Below are 16,674 nucleotides of genomic sequence, written 5' to 3' on the forward strand. Positions count from 1 at the left end.
CGGTGCCCCATTTATTGGGCAATGGGATCGCTCCCGGGTTGCGCCCGGTGGTGCGGCCGTATTGTCGGCAATGGCGGTGTCGTGGGCGGCTACCGGGTGGCACGGTATGTATGCGGTACTGAGAGGGATGGCCAAACCCCAGGATTGGCGCGGTGCTTCAGACTATGGCGATGGGGCGCCAGATTCGGCGCGGTATTTGGAAGTGGATGCCTGAAGATGCCCTACTGGCGCGGTGTTCCAAAGAACGGGGCGTGCCGCCGGTCGCTACGGTGCAAGGCCGTAACCGGGCCCGGCGTTGCACCAGGCTGTAGCACAGGGCCTGAAAATGGCGGGGGCGGGATGCTTGGTACCGGACGGTCATGCCGGCCGGGCCCGATCCCGCCCCCTATACACGGAGCGCCGCGGGGACGGTGCCCCGCGGGTGGTTGCGCTGGACGTCAGTTCTGCAACGGCTTGATCACGCGCTTCACCGCCGGGTCTTCGGGGTGGGGGTGGATGGTGAAGCCCAGGCTGGTCATCAGCTTGAACATCTTGGAGTTGAGGGCCAGCACGTCGCCGACCACGGCCCGGTAGCCCTTGAGGCGGGCGGCTTCGATCAGGGCGCTCATCAGCTTGCGGCCGACGCCGCGCTTTTGCCAGGCATCGGCCACGGCCAGGGCGAATTCCACGGTCTCGCCGTCCGGGTTGAGCACGTAGCGCGAGACGCCCACCTGGACCTCCTTGCCGTCTTCCTCGGTGACGGCGACGAAGGCCATTTCCCGGTCGTAGTCGATCTGGGTGAAGCGCACCAGCATGGACTGGGTCAGTTCGCGGATGGTGTCCATGAAGCGGTAGTACTTGGATTCGTCGGACATGTGGGCGACGAAATCCTTTTCCATCTCCGCGTCTTCGGGCCGGATCGGGCGGATGTGTACCACCTGGCCGTCGGGCAGCACCCATTCCTCCACCATGTGGCTGGGGTAGGGGTGGATGGCCATGTGGGAGTAGCGGTCGCCGGTGACCGGGGCGAAGTCGATGACGATGCGGGCGTCGGCGGCGATGGCGCCGTTCTCGTCGATGATCAGCGGGTTGAGGTCCAGCTCCTGGAGCCAGGGCAGTTCGCAGACCATTTCGGAGATGCGCAGCAGCACGTCCTCCAGGGCGTCCATGTTCACCGCCGGCTGGTTGCGGTATTCGCCGAGCAGGGCATGGACCTTGGTGGAGCGGATCAGGTCCTCGGCCAGCACCGCGTTGAGCGGCGGCAGGGCCACGGCGCGGTCGGAGAAGATCTCGCATTCCTGGCCGCCGGCGCCGAAGGTGATGACCGGGCCGAAGGTCGGGTCGCGCACCACGCCCACCATCAGCTCGCGGCCGTTGGGGCGAGCGACGAAGGGCTCGATGGAAACGCCGTTGATGCGGGCGTTGGGATGGTTGCGCGCCACCGTGTCGAGAATGTCCAGGTAGGCGTTGCGCACTGCCCCGGCATTGGTGACGTTGAGGCGCACGCCGCCGGCCTCGGTCTTGCGCTGGATGTCCGGGGAATCGACCTTCATCGCCACCGGGAAGCCGATCTGCTCGGCGAGCAGCAGGGCCTCGGTGGCGGTGCGGGCGACCATGGTCTGGGCCACGGGAATCTTGAAGGCGCGCAGCACCGACTTGGATTCCATTTCCGAGAGCACCTTGCGCCGTTCCGCGAGCACCGCCTCGATCAGCATCTTGGCGCCTTCGGTCTCGGTCTTGGCCTGGCGGGAGACGGGTTCTGGAGTTTGCAGCAGCAGCTTCTGGTGCTTGTAGTAGGTGGAGATGTGATAGAACAATTCCACCGCCGTCTCGGGCATGCGGAAGGCGGGAATGCCGGCCTCGGTGAGCACCTTGCGCGCCTCGAAGGTCTGGGCCTCGCCCATCCAGCAGGCGACGATGGGCTTGCTGCCCGCGTCCATGGCGGCGATTACCGCCTTGGCCACGCCCATCGGGTCGGTCATGGCCTGGGGGGTGAGCATCACCAGCAGGCCGTCGATGCCCGGGTCGTCCATGCAGGCGGCGATGGCGGCCTGGTAGCGTTCCGGCGTGGCGTCGCCGACGATGTCCACCGGGTTGGCCCGGGACCAGTTGGCCGGCAGGCAGCCGTTGAGGGCGCCGAGGGTGTTCTGGGACAGCTCGGCGAGGGGAATCTTCAGCTCGGCGGCGTGGTCCGCGGCCATGGCGCCGGGGCCGCCGCCGTTGGTCATGATCAGCAGACGGTTGCCCTGGGGGCGGAACTTGGTGGCCATGCCCTTGGCGGCGTAGAACAGCTGGCCGATGTTGGACACCCGCACCACGCCGGCGCGTTTGATGGCGGCCTCGAACACGGCGTCGGAGCCGGCCTTGACGCCGGAGTGGAGCAGGGCGGCGGCGGAGCCCGATTCGTAGCGGCCGGCCTTGAGCAGCACGATGGGCTTGATGCGGGCGGCGGAACGCACCGCGCTCATGAAGCGGCGGGCGTTACGGATGCCTTCCACGTACAGCAGGATGTAGTGGGTGCGGTTGTCGTAGACCAGGTAATCGAGGATCTCGCCGAACTCGATGTCCGACGAGCTGCCCAGGGACACCACCGAGGAAAAGCCCACGTCGTTGACCTTGGCCCAGTCGAGAATGGCCGCGCACAGGGCGCCGGACTGGGACACCAGGGCCAGGTTGCCGGGCTTGGCATTGACGTTGGCGAAGGTGGAGTTGAGGCCCAGGGTGGGGCGGATCAGGCCCAGACAGTTGGGGCCGAGGATGCGCACGCCGTAGCTGCGGGCGATCTCCAGCATCTTGCGCTCCAGGGCAGCGCCCTGGTGACCCGCCTCGGAGAAGCCGGCGGTGATGATCACCACGAACTTCACCCCGGCGCGGCCGCACTGCTCGATGATGCCCGGCACGGTCTGGGGCCGGGTGGCGATCACCGCCAGGTCCACCCGCACGCCCACATCCTCGATGGTCTTGTAGCACTGGGTGCCGTGCACCTCGGCGTGCTTGGGATTGACGGCGAACAGGCGGCCCTTGTAGCCGGCGCCGATCATGTTGCGGAAGATCACGCTGCCCACCGAGTTTTCCCGGTCCGAGGCGCCGATCACGGCAACCGATTTGGGTTCGAATAGGGGGGTGAGATAGTGTTCTTCGACCATAGCTGAACTCTGAGCTTTTCCACGGAACGCCCGTCGTGCGAGGGGCGCTGATTATTGTCGGCGCTGCCCGCCCAAGCCCCGGAAAATGGGAATTGTGCGTTGCAGCAATCTACCATAACCGGGGAATAGGGCAACGGGCCATGACGTCGTTTTGTTTGCGCCAGATCAAGAGGCGCGGGACTGTCATAATCCGCCCCCTGTTTCCGGCGGGTTGGGGTTTCAGTCGTGCTTCGGGGCGGGGTTCCCGCCGTGGGCCGCTGCCGGGCCCGACCGTCGGCTCGAAAGCGGTTTGAATTTCGGATTGTGCCAATGATTACGGATAATTTCTCTCCTGCCGCCGCTACGGCGCCCTCGCCCTGGGTGGCGCGCTTCGCCCCGCTCGTTCCGGCCGGTGGCACCGCCCTCGACCTGGCCTGCGGCGGCGGCCGCCACAGCCGCCTCCTGGCCGGCCTGGGCCACCCGGTGCTGGCGGTGGATCGGGACGCCGCAGCCCTGGCGTCCCTGGCCGGCGTGGCGGGGGTGACGACCCTGGCCGCCGACCTGGAAGGCCCGCTGGATGCGCCCTGGCCCCTGGCCGGGCGGCGCTTTGCCGGCATCGTCGTCGCCAACTACCTGCACCGTCCGCGCCTGCCGGACCTGGCGGCCCTGCTCGACGCCACCGGGGTACTCATCTACGAAACCTTCATGGTAGGCAACGAGCGCCACGGCAAGCCGTCCCGCCCCGATTTCCTGCTGCGCCCCCAGGAACTGCTGGCCTGGGCGCAAGCCCTGGGCTGGCGGGTGGTGGCCTTCGAAGAGGGGGAGGTAGGAGGCGCGGCGGGCCAGCGTCCGGCCGTGGTGCAGCGCCTGTGCGCCGTGGCCGGCGAGGTGGCGGTGCGGCTGTAGCCTGCCCACCGGTTCCGTAGCCACGGGGCGGGACGATAGCGCTTCCCGGCGGGCCCGCCTATCCGGGAAACCCCTCGGCGTAGCATCCCGCCGCCCCCCGCTTGCTTCACCCGCTGCGGTTGCCCTGGTCGTTCCCGTTGCCCACGTTGCTCCCCGGCAAGGACGGCCTGCCGGAAGGCGGATAATGGCCGGCTTTGCCCCGGCCGGCGCCTGCACCTCGGCCTCCACTCGGTCTCCACTCGGCCTCCACTCGGCCTCCATCGTCTGCCGCCATGCCTTACCTGATCTTCATCACCTTCGTCTGGGCCCTGTCCTTCAACCTGATCGGCGAATTCATCGCCGGGCGCGTGGACAGCGACTTCGCCGTGCTCACCCGGGTGGTGCTGGCCGGCGCCGCCTTCCTGCCCTTCACCCGCTGGCGCGGCGTGCCGGCGCCCCTGCTGTGGGGCACCGTGGCCGCCGGGGCGCTCCAGTTCGGCGTCACCTACCTGTGCCTGTACCGTTCCTACGGCTACCTGACGGTGCCCGAGGTACTGCTGTTCACCATCTTTACCCCGGTCTACGTGACCCTGCTCGACGACCTGCTGGCGCGGCGCTTCAACCCCTGGGCCAGCCTCGCCGCCCTGGTGGCGGTGGGCGGAGCGCTGATCATCCGTTACGGTGGCCTGAGCGGCCACTTCCTCACCGGCTTCTTCCTGCTGCAACTGGCCAACCTGACCTTCGCCGCCGGCCAGGTGGGCTACCGCCGGGTGGTGGCGCGCTATCCGAGCCCCTGGCCGGCCTACCGCACCTTCGGCTTCTTCTTCCTTGGCGCCCTGGCGGTGGCCCTGCCGTCGTTCCTGATCTTCGGCAATCCGGCCAAACTGCCCGCCACCGGCCTGCAATGGGGCGTGCTCGCCTTCATGGGACTGGGCGCCTCGGCCCTGGGCTTCTACTTCTGGAACAAGGGCGCCTGCCAGGTGGATGCGGGCACCCTGGGCATCATGAACAACATGCACATCCCCGCCGGCCTGGCCCTGAGCCTGCTGGTGTGGCGCCACGAAACCGACCTGGGCCGGCTGCTGGCCGGCGGCGCGGTGATGGGGGCGGCCCTGGCGCTCAATGCCTGGGGCCGGCGGCGCCAGGCGGCCCGGCTGGCGGCGGCCTGAGGGAAGGGGGATCGGGCGTGCGGATTGCCTTGATTCTGAAACCCCGCGCCCAGCCTGGCTTTCCGCATGGCATGGCTGGAGAGCCGCGCCAGCTCTTGCGTTCCGCGATGCCTGCCTGAAAGTCCGCGCCTGGCGCTGACTTTGGCGGGGTGGGCCTGCCGCCCCGCCGGTCCTTCAGGTGAACGTGGGCTGCCGGGCAAGCCACGGTGGCGGAGGCAGCGGCACCTGGTGGCGCCTGCTAGAACAATCCGACCTGCGTCAGGCCGTGACCGTGGCGTCCACAGCGTCCTGGGTGTCGGCCGCCAGGATGCTGGCGGCCAGGGCGGCGATGCCGGTTTCCGACAGGTCGTCGGTGGCGAATTCCCGGGAGGTGGCCAGGCCGGTGTAGTTGCGGTCCTGGGAGGCGGCGTAGAGGGGGTCGTAGTGACCGGTGAGCAGTTCTTCCACCAGGGCGCGGAAGTTGCCGGCCCGGGCCAGCTCGCTCCAGCGGGCGATGGTCTCGCCGCCGCGCAGGGCCTTGAGGCCGCCCAGGCGCTGCACCAGCCATTCCGGATCGGCCAGGAAGTAGTCGTAGTCGCGCAGCAGGAAGTCCACCCGGGCCGGCACGCTGGCCGACACCACCCGGCAGGCGCCGCCGCGGATGGCGGTGATCAGGGCTTCGGGCACGTGCACCTTGCCGATCTTGCGCGATTCGGCCTCCACGTACACCGGTCGGGCCGCGTCGAACCCCTGGAGGGCCTGGCGCAGCCCGGTCTCGAACCATTTCTGGCTGGGCTGGGGGGCGCCGGGCAGCACGCCCAGCACCGAGCCCTTGTGGCAGGCCAGGGCTTCCAGGTCGAGCACCTGGGCGCCGGCGGCGGCCAGGTGGTGCAGCACCCGGCTCTTGCCGCTGCCGGTGGCGCCGGCCACCACCTTCCAGGCAAAGCGCGGCGGCAGCGTTTCCAGGTCGGCGACCACCATGTGACGGTAGGCCTTGTAGCCGCCTTCGAGCTGCTGGGCGTTCCAGCCGATGGAGCGGAACACGGTGACCATGGCGCCGGAGCGCATTCCGCCCCGCCAGCAGGCGACCAGGGGCTTCCAGCCCTTGGGCCGGTCGAGGAAGCGTTCGCGCAGGTGGGCGGCGATGTTGGCCGAGATGTAGGCGGCGCCGAGCTTCTTGGCCTCGAAGGGAGACACCTGCTTGTACAGGGTGCCCACCTCGGCCCGCTGCTCGTCGTTCAGCACAGGACAGTTGATGGCGCCGGGGATGTGGTCTTCGGCGAATTCGAGGGGGGAGCGGACGTCGATGATTTCGTCGAATTCCGCAAGCTGTGCTACGGTGGCAACCCCGTTTTTCATGGACTTAGATTCCGTGGCGTGAAGCCCGCCAATTACGTGGCCGACTTGGTTCGGCTCGGTGGGACGCCCGGGAGAGGACATCATGGAAGTCAAACTGACGCAATTTTCCCATGGCGGCGGCTGCGGCTGCAAAATCGCCCCTGCCGTCCTGCAAAAAATCCTCGCCACCATGCCTCCCGGGGTGATTCCCCCGGACCTGCTGGTGGGCACCGAATCGAGCGACGACGCGGCGGTGTACCGGCTCAACGACAGCCAGGCCCTGGTGGCCACCACCGACTTCTTCACGCCGATCGTCGATGACCCCTACGACTTCGGCCGCATCGCCGCCACCAACGCCCTGTCCGACGTCTACGCCATGGGCGGCACCCCGGTGCTGGCCCTGGCCCTGGTGGGCATGCCCCTCGACAAGCTGCCCCTGGACGTGATCGGGCGCATCCTCGAAGGTGGCGCCAGCATCTGCCGCGAGGCCGGCATTCCCGTGGCCGGCGGCCACTCCATCGACGTGCTGGAGCCGATCTACGGCCTGGTCGGCCTGGGCGTGGTCCATCCCGAGCGGGTCAAGCGCAACGACCGGGCCCAAGCCGGCGACGTGCTGATCCTGGGCAAGCCCCTGGGCGTGGGCATCCTCTCGGCGGCGCTGAAGAAGGGCAAGCTGACTCCCGAGGGCTACCAGACCATGGTGCGCTGGACCACCACCCTCAACAAGGTGGGCGCCACCCTGGCCGGGCTGGACGCGGTCCATGCCATGACCGACGTCACCGGCTTCGGCCTGGCCGGCCACCTGCTGGAAATCTGCCGCGGCTCGACGCTGGATGCCCGGGTACGCTTCGCCGACCTGCCCCTGATCGACGAGGCCGTGGCCCACGTCAAGGACGGCATTGCCACCGGCGCTTCCACCCGCAACTGGGCCGGCTACGGCGACCAGGTGGAACTGGCCCCGGGTATGGACGCCAACGGCTGGGAACAGAAGCTGGTGACCGATCCCCAGACCTCCGGCGGCCTGCTGGTGGCCTGCGCGCCGGACCAGGTCGAAGCGGTGCTGGCCACCTTCCGCGAGGCCGGCTTCGCCGAGGCCGCCGCCATCGGCGAGCTGGCCGCAACGGCAAGCGAAGCGCCGCGCCTACGGCTTGTCTAAGGGGCGTGTCTGTTTGACGCCCTAAGCGCTGAGACGCGGACCGCCAAGGCGCCCCGGACCCCAAGGGGGCTCCGAGGAAACCGGCTGAACCGCGAGCAACCAGAGTTGCAGAGGCGCGGCGGGAAGGCAGGTGTCTATGCAGTGGTCAGTTTTTGTGCCCGGCCTGGAAAGGCGCGCCAATACTCGATCTACAAGGCACCTTCACGCTAAGCCAATACCGGCGCGGCTCTCGGCCGGCATGCCTTCAAACGCCGCGCCAGTCGTGGCTTTCCGGGCAGTGCCTCAAACCGAGCACTCCCGTGCGCCCTTCTGCCCCGCCGAGCAACGCAGGCCGGGACGGAAAAGGGCGAGGACTGTCCGAGGCCGCAGGCCGAGTTCCGCAGCCCCCGTCCCGGGCGAGTAGCGCAGGGCACCGGCAGGCCGGCTTTATTGGTCTGCCGGCGGGGGAGCGGGCACGGCGTTCTTTGGCTACTTTCTGTCGCCGGACAGAAAGTAGCTCGCCGTCAGGCGAAACCCGGCGTTGCCGATTGGGCCGGCGCCAGGTGAAGACAATGCTGAAAAGCGAACCACCAAGGCACCAAGAGCACCACGCTTCACCAAGGAACAGCGATTCGCCGTCCGACCTGGCGCCCCTCGGTGTCTTGGCGCTTCGCCTCGCCTTTACCTTGCACGAGGCAAGGCCAGCATGTAGCTCCCTTATTTGAGCAGGGGCGCCAGGGCTGGCCAGACGTTGTCGAGCAGCCGGCCCTGGGCCTCGGCCACCGGGTGCAGGCCGTCGGCCTGGAACAGGCGGCGGTCGCTCGCTACCTGATCGAGCAGGAAGGGCGGCACCGGCAATTTTTCCGCCTTGGCCACCTCATCGAAGGCCGCCCCCACGGTGCGGGCGTAGGCCCCGTAGTTGGGCGGCAGCTCGATGCGCACCAGCAGCACCTTGGCGCCGGCGGCCTTGGCCGCCCGGGTCATGGTCACCAGGTTCTTCTTCATCTCGCCCACCGGCAGGCCGCGCAGGCCGTCGTTGGCGCCCAGCTCGATCACCACCACCGCCGGCTTGTGTTTCGCCAGCAGCGGCGGCAGACGCGATACGCCGCCGGCCGTGGTCTCGCCGGAAATGCTGGCGTTGAGCACGGTGTAGCCCGGCGCCTTGGTTTTCAGCCGCTTGGCCAACAGGGACGGCCAGGCCGCATCCTGGCGGATGCCGTAGCCGGCGGACAGGGAATCGCCGAACACCAGCACGGTGCGCGGCGCGGCCCCCGTCGCCAGGGCGGGGGCGGGCAGGGCGATCCCGATCAGGGGCAGGGCCGCCAGCAGGATCAGGCGCAGCGCGGCGCGGCGGGCGGAATGGCCCGGCCCGGGGCGCTCGGCCTCGCCTGCCAGCCGGCGCCCGATCCGGGCGATAATGCCGGGGGTCCGCCCGCTCCGGGCCGAGGGGCGATCCGCCCCGCCGTTCATCCTCTTCATGTCCTTATCCATGGTTACTGCCAGTTCCCTGTTGGAAGCCGCCACGCCTTCCGGCGCGGCTGAAGCATCGGCGTCGGCGCCGGCCCCGGTGATCGAGGCGGTGGCGTTGTCGAAGACCGTGACCACCGCCGAAGGCGCGCCGTTGCCCATTCTGCACGAGATCAGCTTTGCCGTGAGGCCGGGGGAAACGGTGGCGGTGGTGGGGGCGAGCGGCTCGGGCAAGTCCACCCTGCTCGGCCTGCTGGCCGGCCTGGACACCCCCAGCGGCGGCCAGGTGCGCCTGGCCGGCATCGACCTGGCGCCCTTGTCCGAGGACCGCCGGGCGATCCTGCGCGGCCAGCACCTGGGCTTTGTTTTCCAGTCGTTCCAGCTGCTGCCGGCCCTGTCGGCCCTGGAAAACGTGATGCTGCCCCTGGAGCTGGCCGGCCGGCGCGACGCCGCGGCGGTGGCCCGGGGCTGGCTGGCCCGGGTCGGGTTGGAGCACCGGCTTTCCCACACCCCCAAGCATTTGTCCGGCGGCGAGCAGCAGCGCGTCGCCATCGCCCGGGCCTTCGCCACCTCGCCCCGGCTGGTGCTGGCCGACGAGCCCACCGGCAACCTGGACGCGGCCACCGGCGAGAAGATCATCGACCTGATGTTCGCCCTCAACGCCGACGAGGGCACTACCCTGATCCTCGTGACCCATGACGAACACCTGGCGGCCCGCTGCTCCCGGGTGTTGAAGCTCAACGCCGGGCGGCTGGAAGGCTGAACCGGGGCGGGCGTTCGTTGCCTCCGCCCGCTGTTCCCCCAATTTGCCGCTGCCCGGAAACCTAGGCGGGGCGCGGACCTTCGGGCATGGCATCCGGAAAGTGGCGCCGATGCTCGATGCGCAGAGCGGTTGCCTGGAGATCGGCTACTGGCGCGGGGTTTGGCGATGAGGCTCGCCGCTTCCTCGCGTCGCAACGCGCCCCACTTTCTGAAACGGCGCGGGGGCCGCCGGCTGATTGCGCCGGCGGCCCCCGCGGTGCGTCCCCAACGGGGGCGCTGCCCTTACAGCCCGAGCAGGTGCTGGGTGTGGTGGGCGATCATCCATTCCTCGTCGGTGGGCAGCACCAGCACCTCCACTGCGCTGTCCGGTGTGCTGATGCGGCGCGGCAGCTTGGAGGGGGCGTTGTTGGCCTCCCGGTCGAGTTTGATGCCCAGCCAGCCGGCCTGGGCGCAGACCTGCTCGCGCACCGGGGCGGCGTGCTCGCCGATGCCGGCGGTGAACACCAGCACGTCTAGGCCGCCGGCCGCCGCCGCCAGGGAACCCAGTTCCCGGGAGATGCGGTAGCAGAACAGGTCCACCGCCTCCTTGGCGTGGGGGTGGTCCGAGGCCAGCAGTTCGCGCATGTCCTGGGAGATGCCGGAAACCCCGAGCAGCCCGGACTGCTTGTAGAGCAGCTTGGTGATGGCGGCGGCATCCATCTTCTTTTCTTCGAGCAGGTAGAGCACCACGCCCGGGTCCAGGTTACCGGTGCGGGTGCCCATCATCAGGCCGTCCACCGCGGTGAAGCCCATGGTGGAGGCGACGCTCTTGCGCCCGACCATGGCGGCCATGCTGGAGCCGTTGCCCAGGTGGGCCACCGCTACCCGGCCGTCGGCCCGGTCGGTGTGGGCAGGCAGGCTGCGGGCGATGTACTCGTAGGAGAGGCCGTGGAAACCGTAGCGCTTGACCCCCTCGTCGGTCAGCGCCCGGGGCAGGGCGAAGGTCTGGGCCAGCACCGGCTGGCTGCGGTGGAAGGCGGTGTCGAAGCAGGCGATCTGGGGCACGTCCGGCAGGATCTCGCCGATGGCGTCGATGCCGTCCAGGTTGTGGGGCTGGTGCAGGGGCGCCAGGGACACGAAGGAGGTCAGTTCGCGGCGGATTTCCGGGGTGAGCAGCACCGGAGCGGCGTACTTTTCGCCGCCGTGCACCACCCGGTGGCCGACGCCCTTGGCCTTCCAGCCTTCGCCGTGGCTGCGCAGCCACTTCACCAGGTAGAGCAGGGCCTGGTGGTGCTGGCGCTCCTGGGAGCCGGTGATGTCCAGGTCCACATCGTCGAGCTTGTTGCCGGCGCCGTCCTTGGCCTTGATGTGGGGCTGGGCGCCGATGCCGTCGATCTGGCCGACCAGGGCCGGGGCGGTGGCGTTGAGTTCGAACAGGGAGAACTTGATCGACGAGGAGCCGGCGTTGAGGGTCAGGACGCAGGGCTTCTCGTTGTCGGGATAGTACGGGGGCAGGCTCATGCAGCGTCTCCCTTCTTGCGGGCGGCCTGGGCCATCAGGGCCATGATGGCGCAGGAGGCGGTGCGGGTCTCGGCGGTGTCGGCCCGGGAGGTGAGCACGATGGGTACCCGGGCGCCCAGCACGATGCCGGCGGACAGGGCGTTGGCCAGGTATTCGAGCTGCTTGGCCACCATGTTGCCGGACTCCAGGTCGGGCATCATCAGGATGTCGGCGTCGCCGGCCACCGCGGACTTGATGCCCTTGGTCTTGGCGGCGACGATCGACACGGCGTTGTCGAAGGCCAGGGGGCCGTCGAGCAGACCGCCCTTGATCTGGCCCCGGTCGGCCATCTTGCACAGGGCGGCGGCCTCCAGGGTGGACTGGATCTTGGGATTGACCGTTTCCACCGCCGACATGATCGCCACCTTGGGCTGCTCGATGCCGAGCACGTGGGCCAGGTCGATGGCGTTCTGGGTGATGTGGACCTTGTCTTCCAGGGTCGGGGCGATGTTGATCGCCGCGTCGGTGATCATGATCGGCTTGTGGTAGGTCGGCACGTCCATGTAGAAGACGTGGGAGATGCGCCGCTCGGTGCGCAGCCCGGTGGTGCGCGCCACCACCTCGCCCATCAGCTCGTCGGTGTGCAGGCTGCCCTTCATCAGCGCCTCGGCGTCGCCGTTGCGCACCAGGGTCACCGCCAGGGCGGCGGATTCGTGGCTGTGGCGGGTGTTGACGATGCGGTAGGGCGAAATGTCCAGGCCCAGTTCTTCGGCCAGCTGGCGGATCTTGGCTTCGGGACCGACCAGGATCGGGTCGATCAGCCCTTCCCGGGCGGCCTGGATCGGGCCTTTCAGGGATTCGGGGTCACAGGGGTGGGCCACCGCCACTTCCACCGGCTTGTCGCCCCGGGCCCGGGCGATCAGGGCCTGGTAGCGGGCTTCCTTGTCGGCGATGGTGATCTGCGGCAGGTGCATGCGCGGCCGGCGGATCTTTTCGGTGGGGGCCAGCACCTCGGCGGTGCCGCGCACCACTTGCAGGCCTTCCTGGTTGATGCAGACGCAGTCGAACAGGATGTGCTTGTTGTGATCGAACTTCTGCTGGGCGGTGATAGTGATGGTGATGGTGTCGCCAATGGTCACCGGCCGGGAGAAGTGCAGGGTCTGGTCGATGTAGATGGTGCCCGGGCCGGGGAACTGGGTGCCGAGCACGGTGGAAATGAGTGCTCCCGACCACATGCCGTGGGCCACCACTTCGCGGAACAGGCCGCTGGCGGCGAATTCCGGGTCCACCACCGAGGGGTTCACGTCGCCGGACATCACGGCGAAGAGCTGGATGTCCTCGGGACGCAGGGTCCGCACCAGGTGGGAGGAATCTCCCACCTTGATCTCGTCGTACGTGCGGTTCTCGATGAAGTCGTCTTGGTTCTGGCTGTGCATGGGGCCTCCGGGTCAGGGGGTCGGGAGCGGATGCCGTGCGGCGTCAGCCGCCGACGATGTTGTAACCGCCATCAATATAGATGGTGCCGCCGGTCAGGGTGGTGGCCACGTCGCTGACCAGGTAGGCCGCCAGGGCGCCCACGTCGTCGATCGACACCAGGCGGTGCAGGGGCGAGCGCTCGATGGCGTCCTGCATCAGGTGGTCGAAGTGGGCGATGCCGGAGGCGGCCCGGGTCAGCAGGGGACCCGGGGAGATGGCGTGCACGCGGATGCCCTGGGGGCCCAGCTCCGAGGCCAGGTAACGGGTGGCGGACTGCAGGGCGGCCTTGACCGGACCCATGATGCCGTAGTTTTCGACCACTTCGTCGGCGCCCAGGTAGCTCATGGTCAGCAGGCAGCCGCCGTCCTTCATCAGGGGCTCGGCCAGCTTGGCCATGCGCACGAAGGAGTGGGCGGAGATGTCGATGGCGCGCAGGAAGCCCTCGCGGCTGGAGTCCACCACGCGGCCGTGCAGGTCGTTTTGCGGGGCGAAGGCGATGGAGTGGACGAGAAAGTCGAGTTTCCCCCAGCTTTCTTCGAGGGCTGCGAAAACCGCCTCCATCTGCTCGGGTTGTTCCACGTCGAGGGGCAGGAAATGGCTTGCGCCCAGGGATTCGGCCAGGGGGCGAACATGGGGTTCGGCCTTGGCGTTCAGGTAGGTCAGGGCAATTTCGGCGCCGCAGCTCCGAAAGGCCTTGGCGCAGCCGTAGGCGATGCTTTTATCGTTGGCGACGCCAACCACGAGGCCTTTTTTTCCGTTCAGGTTAAACATGGAGTATCCCTTATGAAAATGGTCCGGGGGTTATTCGGCTACTTTAGTTGCAGTGCAACATGACCGGTTTGATATTGATCAAGGCACATTCCACATCAAAGTTTGCAATGCAGAATAACTTGATCATAAGCGATTACGGTGACAAGGGCATGAAGTCGGTTGGCAAAGAAACGCGATACGGTGTTTTTGCCCGTCCCGCTTTTCGATTTCAACAAAAGTCAGGCAGAGGGAAGCGAGGGCGGTGGGGGAGGGTGTAAAATATTTCTTTTTTATTTCACGACACCCCCCATGTTCGGTCGCTTCATGCCCCAAGAGGGCAAATTTTTTGACCTGTTCAATGCCCACGCCGAGCTGATCGTCCAGGGCGGCCAAGCGCTGGTCGGGCTGATGACCCAGCTAGGCAAGTCCGAAGAGGAAACTCGGGCCAACGCCGAGGCGGTGGACATCGCCGAGACCCGGGCCGACAAGATCACCCACGAGACGGTCTCGCTGCTGCACAAGACCTTCATCACCCCCCTGGACCGGGACGAGATCCACCAGCTGATCACCCGCATGGACGACATCCTCGATCTGATCCAGGACGCCGCCCAGACCCTGACTCTCTACGACATCCGCCGCGGCACGCCGGAAGCCAAGCAGCTGGCCGAGATCTGCCTGTCCTGTTGCGAGCGGGTGCGCCACGCCGTGTCGCTCCTGCCCACCCTCGACCAGGGCCAGGCCATTCTCAAGACCTGCCAGGAAATCGACCGGCTCGAATCCGACGCCGACCGGGTCATGCGCGGCGCCATCTCGCGGCTGTTCCGCGACGAGCCGGACGTGCGCCAGCTGATCAAGCTCAAGGCCATCTACGAAATCCTCGAAACCGTCACCGACCGCTGCGAGGATGTGGCCAACATCATCGAAGGCATCGTCCTCGAAAACTCCTGATCGACTCCCATGGATACCGTGACCATCAGCCTGGGGGTCGTGATCGTGCTGGTGGCGTTGGCGCTGGCCTTCGACTTCATGAACGGGTTTCATGATGCGGCCAACGCCATCGCCACCGTCGTCTCCACCGGCGTACTCAAACCCCACCAAGCCGTCGCCTGGGCGGCCATGTTCAATTTCATCGCCGTGGCGGTGTTCCACCTCAACGTGGCCACCACTATCGGCAAGGGCACCATCGACCCTTCCATCGTGGACCACGTGGTGGTCTTCGGCGCCCTGATCGGCGCCGTGGTCTGGAACATCATCACCTGGTACTACGGCATCCCCTCGTCCTCGTCCCATGCCCTGATCGGCGGGCTGGTGGGGGCGGGCCTGGCCAAGGCCGGTCCCGATTCCCTGATCGCCGGCGGCATCCTCAAGACCGTGGCTTTCATCTTCGTCTCGCCCCTGCTCGGCTTCCTGCTCGGGACCTTGCTGATGGTGGTGGTGGCCTGGCTGTTCCGCCGCACCACCCCGCGCAAGATCGACCGCTGGTTCCGCCGCCTGCAACTGATCTCGGCGGGCCTCTACAGCCTGGGGCACGGCGGCAACGATGCGCAGAAAACCATCGGCATCATCTGGATGCTGCTCATCGCCGCCGGAATGACCGGCAAGAGCGACCCGATCCCGGTCTGGGTGGTGGTGGCCTGCTACGTGGCCATCAGCCTGGGCACCCTGTTCGGCGGCTGGCGCATCGTCAAGACCATGGGCCAGCGCATCACCAAGCTCAAGCCCGTGGGCGGTTTCTGCGCCGAAACCGGCGGGGCCATCACCCTGTTCCTGGCCACCATGCTGGGTATTCCCGTCTCCACCACCCACACCATCACCGGCGCTATCGTCGGCGTGGGCTCGGCGCGCAAGGTGTCCGCCGTGCGCTGGGGCGTGGCGGGGGGCATCGTCTGGGCGTGGATTCTGACCATTCCGGCCAGCGCCCTGGTGGCGGCCATCGCCTGGTGGCTGGGCAGCCTGGTGCTCTGACCGATCCTGCCGCCAGTGCCGCGAACGGCCCGCCGGAGTGATCCGCGGGCCGTTTTGCTTGTGCAGGCCGTGACGGTGGTGCAAGCTGGCCCGGTTAAATCCACATGGAGGAAACCATGGTGACTATCCGCAGCACCTTCCATCGTCGTTGCGTTGGCGTATCCCGCGTATCTGCCGTCCTGTTGGCGTGCCTGTCCGGAGCGGCACTGGCCGGCAATACCGACTTCCTCAAGAACACCGCCGTGGGCAAGTTCACCAAGGTCGATACGGCGCTGATGCAGAAAACCCTTCAGGACGCTCTGGACAATGCGCCGGACGGCCAGACCGTGACCTGGCGCAACGACAAGACCGGGAGCAGCGGCAGCGTCACCCCGGGCGCGGCGCCGGAAGGGCGGGAAGGGTGCCGCCAGGTGCGCATCGAGAATGCCCACGGCCAGACCCGCGGCAGCCAGGACGAGGTGATGTGCAAGGTCAAGGGCCGTTGGGTGGTCCCTGACAGCCGGGCCGCCGCCCGCTGAGGTTGCTGCCGTATCCCCGCGTCGTGCCCGGCCGGATGTCGGGCACGGTGCCGTTGTGGAAAGACGAACGGCCTCCCGTGGGAGGCCGTTGCCGTTGACGGTGGGTGCGGGAAATTTACTCGCCAGCGTTGATCGGCCGGCCCTGGGTGGAGAAGGAGATGGCCCGGTTGCCGTAGAGGTCGGTGTGCACCGCTTCCACCAGGGGCGGGTTGATGGCCCCGTCGGCCTGCCAGCGGATCAGGAAGTTGGCGCCGGAACCGCCCTCGGCCTCGCGCCGCTCGATGAACAGCTCCAGGGTGCCCAGGGGCGGCACGGTCTGGGGCTGGCTGACGAAGTCGCGCAGGGACTTGCCGGCGGTGTCGTAGTAGCGGGCCTGGGTGACGCGCAGGGAGCGGGTCGGGTCCGTGTTGCGGATGCTGACCAGGGCCGACAGGTAAACGATTTCCGGCCGCCCCTGCTTGTCCCGGTTGCCGTGCCACAGGTGGGAATACACCGGCAGGTAGAGGGTCTGGCCCCGGGAGAGGGGGGGGAGTTCCTGGGCCTGCGCCCGGGCCGGGCCGGCCAGTACCAGGACGGCCACCAATGCAAGGCTTGGCAGGGTGGGCAGCATGGGGAGGTGGGCGGGGCGGGTCATGGCGCTTTCCGGA

Annotated in this window: 14 protein-coding genes; 7 read left to right on the forward strand and 7 right to left on the reverse strand. The window is 67.9% G+C overall.

Annotated elements, in window-relative coordinates:
• Window positions 1-437: 437 nt before the first annotated feature.
• Window positions 438-3,125 (reverse strand): bifunctional acetate--CoA ligase family protein/GNAT family N-acetyltransferase, encoded by a 2,688-nt coding sequence (locus V7Z98_RS05595; protein ID WP_334157288.1) that lies wholly within the window; start codon window positions 3,123-3,125, stop codon window positions 438-440.
• A gap of 309 nt (window positions 3,126-3,434) precedes the next feature.
• Between V7Z98_RS05595 and V7Z98_RS05600 the strand changes: the two genes are divergently transcribed.
• Window positions 3,435-4,010, forward strand: coding sequence for a class I SAM-dependent methyltransferase (locus tag V7Z98_RS05600; RefSeq protein WP_334157289.1), 576 nt, complete (start codon window positions 3,435-3,437; stop codon window positions 4,008-4,010).
• A 272-nt stretch (window positions 4,011-4,282) separates the two neighbouring features.
• Window positions 4,283-5,158 (forward strand): DMT family transporter, encoded by an 876-nt coding sequence (locus tag V7Z98_RS05605; RefSeq protein ID WP_293266268.1) that lies wholly within the window; start codon window positions 4,283-4,285, stop codon window positions 5,156-5,158.
• A gap of 258 nt (window positions 5,159-5,416) precedes the next feature.
• Here the strand turns inward: V7Z98_RS05605 and mnmH are convergent, their stop codons facing one another.
• Window positions 5,417-6,496 carry a tRNA 2-selenouridine(34) synthase MnmH gene (gene mnmH, locus V7Z98_RS05610; protein ID WP_334157290.1) on the reverse strand — a complete coding sequence of 360 codons (1,080 nt, stop codon included), beginning with the start codon at window positions 6,494-6,496 and terminating at the stop codon, window positions 5,417-5,419.
• 79 nt (window positions 6,497-6,575) lie between these two features.
• Here mnmH and selD point away from each other — a divergent pair, with 79 nt between their 5' ends.
• Window positions 6,576-7,631, forward strand: coding sequence for a selenide, water dikinase SelD (selD, locus tag V7Z98_RS05615; protein WP_334157403.1), 1,056 nt, complete (start codon window positions 6,576-6,578; stop codon window positions 7,629-7,631).
• Between the two features lie 696 nt (window positions 7,632-8,327).
• Here the strand turns inward: selD and V7Z98_RS05620 are convergent.
• Window positions 8,328-9,089, reverse strand: a complete 762-nt coding sequence (locus tag V7Z98_RS05620; protein WP_334157291.1) for an arylesterase — start codon at window positions 9,087-9,089, stop codon at window positions 8,328-8,330.
• Between the two features lie 10 nt (window positions 9,090-9,099).
• On the opposite strand from V7Z98_RS05620, the gene V7Z98_RS05625 reads away from it, so the two are divergent.
• The gene (locus V7Z98_RS05625; protein WP_334157292.1) at window positions 9,100-9,840 is read left to right on the forward strand and encodes an ABC transporter ATP-binding protein; all 741 of its coding nucleotides are present in this window, start codon (window positions 9,100-9,102) and stop codon (window positions 9,838-9,840) included.
• A gap of 281 nt (window positions 9,841-10,121) precedes the next feature.
• On the opposite strand, the gene V7Z98_RS05630 is transcribed toward V7Z98_RS05625, so the two are convergent.
• The 3 genes from V7Z98_RS05630 to fabI are packed head-to-tail and all read right to left on the reverse strand — an operon-like array spanning window position 10,122 to window position 13,565.
• Window positions 10,122-11,339: an acetate/propionate family kinase gene (locus tag V7Z98_RS05630; protein ID WP_334157293.1), complete on the reverse strand. Its 1,218-nt coding sequence runs from the start codon at window positions 11,337-11,339 to the stop codon at window positions 10,122-10,124.
• Window positions 11,336-12,754 carry a bifunctional enoyl-CoA hydratase/phosphate acetyltransferase gene (locus V7Z98_RS05635; protein ID WP_293266278.1) on the reverse strand — a complete coding sequence of 473 codons (1,419 nt, stop codon included), beginning with the start codon at window positions 12,752-12,754 and terminating at the stop codon, window positions 11,336-11,338. Before V7Z98_RS05635 ends, V7Z98_RS05630 begins: the two co-directional genes overlap by 4 nt.
• A 43-nt stretch (window positions 12,755-12,797) precedes the next feature.
• Window positions 12,798-13,565 (reverse strand): enoyl-ACP reductase FabI, encoded by a 768-nt coding sequence (gene fabI, locus V7Z98_RS05640; RefSeq protein ID WP_293266280.1) that lies wholly within the window; start codon window positions 13,563-13,565, stop codon window positions 12,798-12,800.
• Window positions 13,566-13,853: 288 nt separating this feature from the next.
• Between fabI and V7Z98_RS05645 the strand changes: the two genes are divergently transcribed.
• The 3 genes from V7Z98_RS05645 (at window position 13,854) to V7Z98_RS05655 (ending at window position 16,027) form a co-directional block, all read left to right on the forward strand.
• A complete protein-coding gene (locus V7Z98_RS05645) occupies window positions 13,854-14,492 on the forward strand; it encodes a DUF47 domain-containing protein (RefSeq protein WP_334157294.1) in 639 nt (212 codons plus the stop codon).
• Window positions 14,493-14,501: 9 nt separating this feature from the next.
• Window positions 14,502-15,509 carry an inorganic phosphate transporter gene (locus V7Z98_RS05650; protein WP_293262151.1) on the forward strand — a complete coding sequence of 336 codons (1,008 nt, stop codon included), beginning with the start codon at window positions 14,502-14,504 and terminating at the stop codon, window positions 15,507-15,509.
• A 116-nt stretch (window positions 15,510-15,625) separates the two neighbouring features.
• Window positions 15,626-16,027, forward strand: a complete 402-nt coding sequence (locus V7Z98_RS05655) for a hypothetical protein (RefSeq protein WP_334157295.1) — start codon at window positions 15,626-15,628, stop codon at window positions 16,025-16,027.
• A gap of 115 nt (window positions 16,028-16,142) precedes the next feature.
• Here the strand turns inward: V7Z98_RS05655 and V7Z98_RS05660 are convergent, their stop codons facing one another.
• On the reverse strand, window positions 16,143-16,661 hold the full coding sequence (locus tag V7Z98_RS05660) for a DUF3124 domain-containing protein (RefSeq protein ID WP_334157296.1): 519 nt from the start codon (window positions 16,659-16,661) through the stop codon (window positions 16,143-16,145).
• Window positions 16,662-16,674 lie beyond the last annotated feature (13 nt).

Origin of the sequence: Oryzomicrobium sp. (assembly GCF_036820405.1) — a bacterium.
Taxonomy (GTDB): domain Bacteria; phylum Pseudomonadota; class Gammaproteobacteria; order Burkholderiales; family Rhodocyclaceae; genus Oryzomicrobium.

What these genes read in the sequence shown, in the direction of transcription:
- V7Z98_RS05595 (WP_334157288.1), bottom strand. Translation starts at nt 3,125, where the DNA reads ATGGTCGAAGAACACTATCTCACCCCCCTATTCGAACCCAAATCGGTT.
- V7Z98_RS05600 (WP_334157289.1), top strand. Translation starts at nt 3,435, where the DNA reads ATGATTACGGATAATTTCTCTCCTGCCGCCGCTACGGCGCCCTCGCCC.
- V7Z98_RS05605 (WP_293266268.1), top strand. Translation starts at nt 4,283, where the DNA reads ATGCCTTACCTGATCTTCATCACCTTCGTCTGGGCCCTGTCCTTCAAC.
- mnmH (WP_334157290.1), bottom strand. Translation starts at nt 6,496, where the DNA reads ATGAAAAACGGGGTTGCCACCGTAGCACAGCTTGCGGAATTCGACGAA.
- V7Z98_RS05620 (WP_334157291.1), bottom strand. Translation starts at nt 9,089, where the DNA reads ATGAAGAGGATGAACGGCGGGGCGGATCGCCCCTCGGCCCGGAGCGGG.
- V7Z98_RS05625 (WP_334157292.1), top strand. Translation starts at nt 9,100, where the DNA reads ATGGTTACTGCCAGTTCCCTGTTGGAAGCCGCCACGCCTTCCGGCGCG.
- V7Z98_RS05630 (WP_334157293.1), bottom strand. Translation starts at nt 11,339, where the DNA reads ATGAGCCTGCCCCCGTACTATCCCGACAACGAGAAGCCCTGCGTCCTG.
- V7Z98_RS05635 (WP_293266278.1), bottom strand. Translation starts at nt 12,754, where the DNA reads ATGCACAGCCAGAACCAAGACGACTTCATCGAGAACCGCACGTACGAC.
- fabI (WP_293266280.1), bottom strand. Translation starts at nt 13,565, where the DNA reads ATGTTTAACCTGAACGGAAAAAAAGGCCTCGTGGTTGGCGTCGCCAAC.
- V7Z98_RS05645 (WP_334157294.1), top strand. Translation starts at nt 13,854, where the DNA reads ATGTTCGGTCGCTTCATGCCCCAAGAGGGCAAATTTTTTGACCTGTTC.
- V7Z98_RS05650 (WP_293262151.1), top strand. Translation starts at nt 14,502, where the DNA reads ATGGATACCGTGACCATCAGCCTGGGGGTCGTGATCGTGCTGGTGGCG.
- V7Z98_RS05655 (WP_334157295.1), top strand. Translation starts at nt 15,626, where the DNA reads ATGGTGACTATCCGCAGCACCTTCCATCGTCGTTGCGTTGGCGTATCC.
- V7Z98_RS05660 (WP_334157296.1), bottom strand. Translation starts at nt 16,661, where the DNA reads ATGACCCGCCCCGCCCACCTCCCCATGCTGCCCACCCTGCCAAGCCTT.